At 60.9% G+C, this 10,071-nt stretch carries 10 protein-coding genes; 5 read left to right on the plus strand and 5 right to left on the minus strand.

Going from position 1 to position 10,071, the window contains the following annotated elements:
- Positions 1-222 (plus strand): winged helix-turn-helix domain-containing protein (locus ACMLHG_RS11500; RefSeq protein ID WP_417170590.1); only part of this gene is annotated, 222 nt, incomplete at its 5' end.
- The gene (locus ACMLHG_RS11505) at positions 185-1,789 is read left to right on the plus strand and encodes an ATP-binding protein (protein WP_294435458.1); all 1,605 of its coding nucleotides are present in this window, start codon (positions 185-187) and stop codon (positions 1,787-1,789) included. The genes ACMLHG_RS11500 and ACMLHG_RS11505, both read left to right, overlap by 38 nt.
- Before the next feature lie 210 nt (positions 1,790-1,999).
- Here the strand turns inward: ACMLHG_RS11505 and ACMLHG_RS11510 are convergent, their stop codons facing one another.
- From ACMLHG_RS11510 to ACMLHG_RS11525, 4 genes are all read right to left on the minus strand, one after another.
- Complete coding sequence (locus ACMLHG_RS11510) at positions 2,000-3,442, minus strand: hypothetical protein (protein ID WP_417170591.1); 1,443 nt, start codon at positions 3,440-3,442, stop codon at positions 2,000-2,002.
- Positions 3,443-3,502: 60 nt separating this feature from the next.
- Positions 3,503-4,516, minus strand: coding sequence for a LacI family DNA-binding transcriptional regulator (locus ACMLHG_RS11515; protein ID WP_417170592.1), 1,014 nt, complete (start codon positions 4,514-4,516; stop codon positions 3,503-3,505).
- A 92-nt stretch (positions 4,517-4,608) separates the two neighbouring features.
- Entirely contained in the window at positions 4,609-5,970 is a 1,362-nt protein-coding gene (locus tag ACMLHG_RS11520) for an MATE family efflux transporter (protein WP_417170593.1), read from the minus strand.
- A 15-nt stretch (positions 5,971-5,985) separates the two neighbouring features.
- Complete coding sequence (locus ACMLHG_RS11525; protein WP_294435467.1) at positions 5,986-6,417, minus strand: MarR family winged helix-turn-helix transcriptional regulator; 432 nt, start codon at positions 6,415-6,417, stop codon at positions 5,986-5,988.
- A gap of 189 nt (positions 6,418-6,606) precedes the next feature.
- Between ACMLHG_RS11525 and ACMLHG_RS11530 the strand changes: the two genes are divergently transcribed.
- From ACMLHG_RS11530 to ACMLHG_RS11540, 3 genes are all read left to right on the plus strand, one after another.
- On the plus strand, positions 6,607-7,059 hold the full coding sequence (locus ACMLHG_RS11530; protein ID WP_295806686.1) for a MarR family winged helix-turn-helix transcriptional regulator: 453 nt from the start codon (positions 6,607-6,609) through the stop codon (positions 7,057-7,059).
- Positions 7,056-8,507, plus strand: a complete 1,452-nt coding sequence (locus tag ACMLHG_RS11535; protein ID WP_295806688.1) for an MATE family efflux transporter — start codon at positions 7,056-7,058, stop codon at positions 8,505-8,507. The genes ACMLHG_RS11530 and ACMLHG_RS11535 overlap by 4 nt, the downstream gene beginning before the upstream one ends.
- 93 nt (positions 8,508-8,600) lie before the next feature.
- Positions 8,601-9,146, plus strand: coding sequence for a flavodoxin family protein (locus ACMLHG_RS11540; RefSeq protein ID WP_294435473.1), 546 nt, complete (start codon positions 8,601-8,603; stop codon positions 9,144-9,146).
- 24 nt (positions 9,147-9,170) lie between these two features.
- Here the strand turns inward: ACMLHG_RS11540 and ACMLHG_RS11545 are convergent, their stop codons facing one another.
- Positions 9,171-9,977 carry an HAD-IIA family hydrolase gene (locus ACMLHG_RS11545; protein WP_417170594.1) on the minus strand — a complete coding sequence of 269 codons (807 nt, stop codon included), beginning with the start codon at positions 9,975-9,977 and terminating at the stop codon, positions 9,171-9,173.
- Positions 9,978-10,071: the final 94 nt, after the last annotated feature.

Raw genomic sequence — 10,071 nt, forward strand, 5'->3', positions numbered from 1 at the left:
CTTCTGGAGTATCTGGCCCGCAACGCCGGCCGGGTGGTCTCCAAAACCATGATCATGGAACATGTGTGGGAATACAACTTCGACCCGCAGACCAACATTGTGGAGACCCGGATGTGCCGCCTGCGCGAAAAGATCGACAAGCCGTTTCCTGAAAAACTGATTCACACCGTCCGGGGATTTGGATATGTCATGGAGCGCGAAGCGGATTTTCGGCACCGTTAAGTTTAAAATCGCCCTCTGGTATGCGGCGCTGTTCGCGGTGTCATGGGCCGTCTGTCTGCTGATTGCCTACCTCATGATGCGGCACGGTCTTTTGCTGTCGGTCGATCAGCGGCTTGCCTCCGATTCCCGGGAGCTGGTCCACGAGTATCTGACCGGGAAGCGTTACCGGCAGTTCGACCGCGAAGTACCGTTGTCGCAGGTCGCGCCGGAGGAACTGGCCGCGTTCGAAGAGAAGATTCCCGGCGTTCAACTGCTGGTTGCATTTGAAATGGACACCCCCCGGGAGCGGTTTTACACCGTCTTCGGCGGCCGGGACGGCAAGGTGTACGAACTGCGGCTGGAGAGCGGCGGCTCGGTCTATTCCCGCCGCTTCGACCCGGCGAAGAATATTCCTGCTCTGCTGAAAACTTTCGAGGACCGGGTCACGGGCGAAGGGAGCCGCAATGTGCTGTTCCGGCTCTTTGCGCCGGATGGGCGCGTGACGGGGGCGGTGCCGGAATATGCGCGCCGGTTCCCCGTCACGGAATCCGTCGACGGGTACCGGATTCAGACGGTGCGCGGCGAAGATTTCCGGATTCTCCGGCTGCCGATGTTCGACGGCAGTGTGCTGGAGATCGGCCGGAACCTCCGGCAGCCGCAGGCATTGCTGCGGGGATACGGGCTGATCCACCTCTCCATCCTGGCGGTTGTGCTCTGTCTGGGGACGCTGTGCGGCTGGCTGATTGCGCGCAAATTCATCTCCGGCGTGCTCCGGGTGAGTGAAGCTGCGCGTCACATCGCCGGCGGCGATTTCAGCAAGCGGGTGCCGAGCTGCAACGACGGCGCCGAGATCGAGGAGCTGGTTTCCACCTTCAATATGATGAACGCCAACACGGAGCGGCTTTTTGACGAACTCCGGATGGTCACCGACAATGTGGCGCACGATCTGCGCACGCCGCTCACCCGCATGCGCGGATTCGCCGAGGTGACGGTGAGCGGACCGGCGGAACTGGATCGCTATAAGGAACTGGCGGGCGTGGTCGCCGACGAGTGCGGCATGATGCTCCAGCTCATCAATACCATGCTGGAAATCACCCGGACGGAATCGTCGCTGGAGAAGCTGGATTTTGAGGAAATCGACCTGTCGCTGCTGCTGTTCCGGGCTCACGAACTCTTCCTGCCGCTGGCGGAGGACCGGGAGATCGATTTCCGGCTGGTGCTTCCGGACTCCGGCCCGGTGATGATGCGCGGTGACCGGCTGAAGTTGCAGCGGATGATCTCCAATCTGATCGACAATGCGCTCAAGTTCACGCCGCCGCAGGGGAAGGTGACGATCCGGCTGGAGCGGCTGGAAACCGGAATCCGCCTGGAGGTCTGCGATACCGGATGCGGCATCCCTCCGCAGGACCTCGGTCATATTTTTGAGCGGTTCTTCCGCAGCGACGCCAGTCGGACCAGACCCGGCAACGGGCTTGGACTGGCTCTGGTGCATGCGATCGTCACCGCGCATCACGGTACGATCCGGGTGGAGAGCACCCCGGGGGAGGGGACGGTGTTCACGGTCGATTTCCCGGAGGAGAAAAATTGATGAAATTTTTCAAACATTGCCAAAATGCAATGTTCCGGCAATCTTCCGGTTATCTTGTAATGATACATTAGATGCCAACATACAAGGAAGTACGAATGAGCGGTTTGACTGCGGCATCCGGACATCTTGAAATCATTGGCTCTCACTCTCCCCCCCGTCAGTGAGAGCCGATTTTTTTGCCCGCGTTCCGGGGGGGGGGAGGGCGATTGCTTACAGCTCGACTTTGAAATACCCTTCCGGATCACGTTGATCCAGCGGGAGTTCAAGAACTTCTCCATACCGTTCCGCGACCAGCCGGATGCGGAGAGAGCCGGTTGTCCCGGCGGGGAGACGGAAGCGGCAGACGGTCTGTTTTCCCACGGGGAGGATCGTCGGGGTGTGGCAACGGGCCAGAGTCCGGCCGGCCGGGAGCAGGAGTTCTGTCCGCAACGGTTCATAACAGGGGGCGGTGCCGATATTTTTCCAGCAGACGGCAAGATTGCCGTCCCGGTCATATTCGACGCTTTCCGGCACAATCCGGTAGCCGCAACGGCGCGCCATCATCCGCCAGAGCTCTTTCTCGCCTTCCGGGGTGAGGGCGGCGAACTCTTCCGGGAAAAAGGTGAGATAGGAGTAGATCCGCTTCTCTTTCAGCGGAATGTCGCGATCCACCATCAGGATGCCGAGCCCTTCGGTTTCGCCGCCACGCTGCCAGCAGGAGATCTGGTGGTTCAGTACGCTGGCAAGTCCCGCCGGAGTGACCAGGTTTTCACAGCAGATCTTGGTTTTTCCCGCATAGTGGTCGAAGATTCCTGCCACATCCCGGTCGAGATAGGGGTCGGAACTGGGGCGCCACGACTTGCCGATTCCGTTGAATTTGATGCAGATTCCGTGCTCTGCGAGGTAGTCGTAGATCTCCGGAACCTCATCGATGCCGATCAGGTCGCGTCCGGTCTCCTCGGCGAAGACGGGGGCGCAGATCTCCTGAACGAGTTCCGTATCGGGGAAGGCATTCCGGTAGATGTCGATGATCTCCTTGTGCGCCTTGATGTAGGTTTCCCGGGAGAATCCGGCATCGAACCACGGCTGGAGCGGACTGTGGCTGGAAAGGTGCATTTCCCCCCAGCGCCCCATATGACCGATGCTCACACTCGCCACTTCGGAGCGTCCGTTGTAGCGTTCGCCCATGGCGTCGACGAGATGGCGGACCTTTTCGAGGTAGACCTTATCCCAGTAGACCGGGTAGCGGACCGGTTTGTCGGAGTCGTCGGAGAGAAAGTTGAGCGTAAAGCTGTTGCGGTAAAGTGCCATCGGTTCATCGATGTATTTTGCTCCGGCGTCGAAGACCCACTGCGGTACGCCGTCGTTGTAGAGCGTCCCCCAGGTGTCCATGCCGCGGATCTGCAGAGAAACCTTGAATCCGGCGTCAATCCAGGAGTTGATGCATCCCTCCCAGTCGGGGTGCTCCCAGAGAAAATTCCCCTCTTCCGGCTCGAGCACGCTCCAGGCGAGGCTGAAGGAGATTTTGTCGGTGAGTTTCTCCCGCAGAAACCAGGCGTCGGCGGGAACTTCGTCAAACCGTACCTTGTTTCTGCCGCGCTGAAGGTAAAAGATGCCGCAGCCCGGATTGCGGAGAATCTCCTCCGTGTAGTGGGGAATTGCACAGCTTGCCATTGAGAAATCCTTTCTGTTTGTGTGGTTGATATAACGTTTGCTCAACGTGGCAAAAAAATTTCATTCAGAACCGGTCAGGCCGATGCGCCCTTCAGGGAGGCGGATGCGGTGAAATTCCGATTGCGGAACGAATTGCGACGGAATGACGACATTTTCCGTCCGCCCGGAACGGGCGAGTTCGACGGCGGCGGCCACCGAACGCCGTACCAGTTCGGCGGTGTCGCTGTAGATCACCCCCTCGAGCAGGGGATTCTCGAGTAGTTCGGTGCAGAAGTTGCAATGGGTGACCACCGCCGGACGGTAACCGGGGAATTCACGGTGAATCAACGAGAGAAATGTGGTTGCGTTGCGCATTCCGTTGAGCAGTACCGCGGGCGGAGCCGCTTCGCAGAGTCGGTGCAGAGCCTCCTCCGCCTCCTTGCGGGGGGAGGGGATCAGGTGGCGGGTGAACTGCACTTGATGCCGGTGACAGCCGGTTTCCGCCAGTCGGTGCCAGGTGTCGGACGCACTCAGGGCAAGCGTCACACGGCCGGCTCCCCGTTCGCCGAGAAAACGGACCGCTTCGGCGACGCTTGCGGCGAGGTCGATGGAGGCGGTGGCATACTCTTCCGACTGCTGATCCATCAGCAGGAGCATGTCGCGGCGCAGCCCGGCCGGCGGATTCTCTTTCAGAATGTCGGAGAGATTCTCATAACAGAGGATGGCGTCCACCTGACGGGAAAGCAGTTCTTCCAGTGCATGCATCTCCTCCTCTTTGCCGTGACGGCAGAGCGAGATCAGCAGTTGACAGCCGTGCCGCGACGCCTCCTGCAATGCCGCGTCGGCAAAGTGGGCAAAATAGGGATTGGTGAAGTTGCTGACCACCAGCCCGAGCATGCCGGTGCGGCCGCCGCGCAACGCACGTGCCGCCGAGGAGGGGCGGTAGCCGAGCCGTTGGATGGCGTCGGCAATCCGCTGCCGCGTCTCGACGGACATCCTGCCGCGCGGATCCTGATTCACATATTTGGAAACCAGCGGAAAGGAGACTCCCGCCAGTTGCGCCACATCCTTGAGTGTCGCCCGTTTCCGCTCCATCGGTTGCCTTCTTCTTCTTTTTTGAGCAAACGTTATATCATTCCGGCGGGATAATATAGTACGGAACAGCCGGCTTGTCAATGGCGGGGAGGTTATTTTTTTTCGCGGGCGATTCCACGGAAGAAGAACCAGAGGAACGGCAGGCATCCGGCGAAGGCGCAGAGATCGGAACAGGTCTGGGTGTACTGCACGCCGGCAAGTCCGAAGAAACGGGGCAGAATCAGGATCAGCGGCAGGAAGTAGATGCCCTGCCGGGTGGCCGAGATGAACAGCGCCTGAAACGCTTTGCCGACCGACTGGAAAAGCATGTTGGAGAGCACGATCGTCGATTGCAGCGGCAGTGCCAGGCACTGGGCGCGGAACGCGGTCGCGCCGATTTCGATGAGCTGGGGATCGTCCGGCTGAAAGACGGAGATGATCTCCGGGGCGAAGCAGAAGCCGAGCACGGCAAGACAGGTGAGAAAGACCGTTCCGTTTTTCACGGCGAAGAAGAACGCCTCCCGGACCCGTTCGTACTTCCGCGCTCCGTAGTTGTATCCGGCGACCGGCTGGAAGCCCTGGCCGAAGCCGATCAGAGCCGAGAGGAGGAAGTGGAAGATCCTCCCGACGATCGACATCGCCGCGACTGCCGCGTCGCCGTAGGCACCGGCGCTGACGTTCAGCGCCACGGTGGAAACGCCCGCCAGCCCCTGCCGGCAGAAGGAGGAGGCGCCGATCTTCAGGATTTCGAAATAGAGCGCACGGTCGCGGGAGATGCAGGCGGGATTCAGCCGGGTGATGCTGCGCCCGGCGAGAAAGAACCCGAGCAGGATGAGAAGGCTGACGCACTGACTGATCAGCGTGGCGATTGCCGCTCCGGCGATTCCGAGGTCGAACGTGAAGATGAAGAGCGGGTCGAGCGCGATGTTCAGCACGCCGCCGAAGCCGAGCCCGACGGTGGAAAAGATCGCTTTCCCTTCGGCGCGGAGCGTGTTGTTGAGCACGATGGAACAGCAGAGCACAGCGGTGCCGAGAAAGATGTAGCGGGCGTAATCCCGCGCGTAGGGCAGGATGGTCGGCGTCGCCCCGAGCAGTGTGAGCAGCGGGCGGCTGAAGAGAAGGCCGACGGCGGAGAGAACGATGCCGAGCAGCAGCGCCAGCGCGAACGCGCTGGAGACCGCCCGGTCGGCGGTGCGTTTGTCCTGTCGCCCGAGGGCGCGGGAGACTATGCTGCCGCAGCCGATTCCGACGGTGAAGCCGACCGCCTGGATGAACGCCATGATGGCGAAGACGATGCCGACCGCGCCGGCGGCGCTGGTTCCCAGCCGGGCGACGAAAAAGGTGTCCGCCATGTTGTAGAACGACGTGATCAACATGGTGAAGATGGTCGGAATGGCCAGAGATACGACCAGACCGGGCACCGGCGTTTCAGTCATCCGCCGGAATTGCCGGAGTTCGGCATCGGTATGCTCCATGAAAGTGCGCGCCTCCTATTCCAGCGACATCCCGGTGAGGTTCCGGTACATGCGCTTGAGGAAGCGCTGAAACAGCTCCGCCTCTTCCGGCGTGAATCCGGAGAGCGAGCACTGGTTGATCGCGCCGATTCGCGGACGGATTTCCGTCTCGTAGAGCCAGCTCCCCGCCTCGGTGAGCGCGATGCGGGTCGCCCGGCGGTCCCCGGAATGGGTGTCCCGCCGGATCAGGCCGTTCTCCTCCAGACTGTTCAGCAGTTTGGAGATGGTCGCCGCCTCGATGTCGCACGCCGCGGCGAGATCTTTCTGAAGACACTCGCCGTTCAACGCCAGAAAGGTCAGCAGCTTCGGCTGCCCCGGGGAGAGCCCGATCAGCGCCATCTCCGGGCGAACCCGGTTTTTCTGTGCGTGGAATACTTTCAGAACCAGCAAATTGAAGGGAAGTTTCATCGCTCTGGACTACAGAAAATTAGTTTGCTTGCTTATTGTTTCAAAGCTAACTATATCCCCGTCCCGGGGAATTTTCAAGCGGGAATCGGCAGAAAAAGCTCTCTTTTTTTCAAAATACAAGTTGCGATCCGGGAAAATTGGAGGTATATTAATATTTCCAAAATGGAAATATTTTAAAATGGAACTACTATGAGCGATCATTTTTTTGAGCTGTTTCGCCGGGTGGATCACTTCCGGCGGAGCTGCGTGAACAGTTACTGGGAGAGGTGCGGCGGGGATGACCCGATTGCCCGGCTGACGCCGCGGCAGCGGATTCATCTGTTCGCGGTAATGCTGTGTGAACCCTGTTCTCTGCAGGAGTTTATGAGTCACACCGGGCTGTCGGCGCCGGCGGCGTCGGCGGCGATTGAGAAGCTGGTCCGGTGCGGAATGGTGATCCGCAGTCAGAGCGAGACCGACCGCCGCAGCGTCGTGCTGACGATGGAGCCGGGAATCCGGCGCGCCGTGCAGGAGATCGACCAGCTGTTCCGGACGCGCTTTCTCGAACAGCTCCGGGAGTGTTCCCCCGGGAATGTCGCGGAATTTGACCGGATTGCCGGTCTTCTTTTGAATGAGTTCGATCAGAAAGGGATCCTGCAATGAGCGCGAAGAAAAATCAGGCGATCTACACGCGCGGCCCCATCGGCAGGACGATGATGAAAACCGCGTTTGCGATGGTGGCGGGCACGCTGGCGATGTCCGGCTACAACATTGCGGACACCTTCTTCGTCGGTCAGCTCCATTCGGAGATTCCGCTGGCGGCGATGGGGTTCACCTTTCCGGTCATCATGTTGATCGGCTGTGTCTTCCGCGGGCTCGGCGTCGGAGTGATGACCACGGCGGCGCAGGCGCTGGGCGGTGGGCGGCACGGCCGGGCGGCGCGGCTGGCGACTTCCGGACTGGTGCTGGTGTTCCTCTTTTCCGTGGTGCTGGCGGTGCTCGGCATGGTGACGATCAACGGCACGTTCGAGTGTTTCGGCGCACAGGGCGAAGCGCTCGCGGAAGTGAAAAAATATATGAACATCTGGTATTTCGGCTGTGCGACCGCTTCGCTTTCGATGGTGGGCAACGATCTCTTGATCGCGGCCGGCGACTCCCGGGTTGCCAGCGGCATGATGATGGCGGGCATGATCGTCAACGTGATTCTCGACCCGCTCTTCATCTTCGGCGTGGGACCGTTTCCCGCGATGGGAATCAGCGGCGCGGCGCTTGCGACGATTTTCTCGCAACTGCTGGCGACGGTGACGCTGCTCTGGCTGCTCTACCGGCGGCATGGATTGATCGTTCCGGAGGTGATGCCGTGGCGGCAGCTCCGGTCGGCGTGGATGCTGATGATCCGCTTTGCGGTTCCGGCCGCGCTCGGCATGCTGCTCATGCCGATCGGGAGCGCGGTCATCACCCGGATCACCGCCGAATTCGGCAATACCGCGGTGGCGGCGACGGCGGCGGCGGGCCGGCTGGAGATGGTCGCCTTCATCTTCCCGATGGCGCTGGGAATTTCACTGCTGCCGATGATCGGGCAGAACTACGGGGCGCGCCTCTACAGCCGGATCAACCAGTGCCGGCGGTTTGCCATGCGGTTCGCCTTCTGGTTTCTGCTGGTGATGGCGGGGATCTATTTCGTGTTCGCGCCGCAGCTGGTGCGCTTCTTCTCCGCCGATCCCGGCGTGCAGGAGATCATGGTTGTCTACATGCGGATTATTCCGTTCGGCTTCGGCATGATTGAAATACACCGCTACAGCGGGTTCTTCTTCACCGGTTGCGGATTGCCGTCGATTGCGGCGTGGCTCAACGCGTTGCGGATTGTCGGGCTGATGATCCCGCTGTCGCTTCTGGCGCTCTGGCTCGGAAGCCTCGCCGGACTCTTCTGGGCGCGGCTGGCGGCGGACCTGCTCGCCGGCGGCATCGGCTGGTTCCTCGCTTCGAAGATGACCCGCCGTCTGCCCGGAGACGGGGAGCCGCCGCCGGTCCGCTCCGCCGGCATGGGCTGGCGGAGGATGCTCCCGCGCCGGTTGCTCGCCATCGCGGAGGCGAAGAGCAACCTCAGTTGAATGGAACGGACGCGGCACCGGCGCTTTTCGGCTTGATATTCCACCGGAATTCGTATATATTGCCTCCGGGTCACCAATCATGGAGGAAATATCATGGGCAGAAAAGTTCTGGTTCTGACCGGGAGTCCCCGGCGGAACGGCAACAGTTTCGCATTGGCCGACGCATTCATCCGCGGAGCGGAGGCCGCCGGGCACGAGGTGATGCGGTTCGACGCCGCGTCGGCTTCGATTCAGGGATGCCACGCCTGCAACCAGTGTTACCGGCAGGGGCAGGCGTGTGTGTTTCACGACGACTTCAACCGGCTGGCTCCCATGCTGGAGGAGGCGGAGGTTCTGGCGCTTATCACCCCGCTCTACTGGTTCAGTTTTCCGGCGCAGATCAAGGCGGCGATCGACAAATTCTACGCACTGCTGGTCGGCGAACGGGAGTGGAAGATTCGGGAATCCCTCCTGATGGTCACCGCCGAAACCGGCGACATGCAGGACTTCGACGGCGTCGTCCGCACCTTCGAGCTGATGAACTCCTACCTCAAGTGGAAGGAGCGTGGCCGACTGCTGGTGCCGAACGTCAACCTGCCGGGCGACATCACCGGTACCGGAGCCGCCGCCACGGCGGAAAAGCTGGGCCGTTCGCTCTGAGTGTTCCGTTCCCGGGCAGGGGGATCAGCGACGAAGCTGTTGTTCCTCCTCCTGCCAGAGCTGCTGGAGCTCCCCCAGGTCGTTGACCCGGTAATCGGGGTGGATTCCTGCGGCGGGAGTGAGATCCGCGCCGGGACCGGTGATCTGGCAGGTGAGGGTTCCGGCGGCGACGCCGACCGCAATGTCGGTGGCCAGCCGGTCCCCCGCCATCAAACAGGCCTCCACCGGTACATGCCGGCGGGCCGCCGCCGCACGAAGCATGCCCGGGTCGGGCTTCCCCAGCACCTTGAGCCGGACACCGGTTGCGGTTTCGAGGCAGGCGGTCAGCGCGCCGCAGTCCGGCAGCCAGGTGGGCTGGTCGGTCGGGCAGAAAGGGTCCGGGTGGGTGGCGAAACCGGGAATGCCCTGTTTCAGAAACCAGGCGGCACGGCAGAGCCGTTCGTAGACCAGTTCGCGGTCGAAAGCGACGATCACCGCCTCCGGCGCGCTTTCGTCGAGCTGGAATCCCGCCGCTTCGAAGGCCGGGCGGATGCACGCCATCCCGAGCAGAAAAATCCGCCGGATTTCCGGATGATTTCGTTTCAGGAAATCGATCGTGTAGTCGGTTGAAATATAGAACTCCTCCGGACTTGCATCGATCCCCATCGCGTGAAGTTTCTCCCCATACTGTTCCGTACTGCAGGAGGAGTTGTTCGAAAGAAAGGTGTGCCCGATCTCCCGCTCCGCCAGAAAACGCAGAAAGGGCAGGGTGGTCGGATAGAGCCGCCCTCCATGATAGATCGTCCCATCCATGTCAAGAAAGATGTGACGTACGTCGCACAGATACCGCATCGCCGGAATCCCCGTTGTTCGGTTTGTTTACTTGCGTGTTTACTAACTATAACACAAAACGTAAAAACCGCAAGCGGAAAAATCGATTTTTTCA

The organism is Victivallis sp. (genome assembly GCF_048170485.1).
Lineage (GTDB): Bacteria > Verrucomicrobiota > Lentisphaeria > Victivallales > Victivallaceae > Victivallis.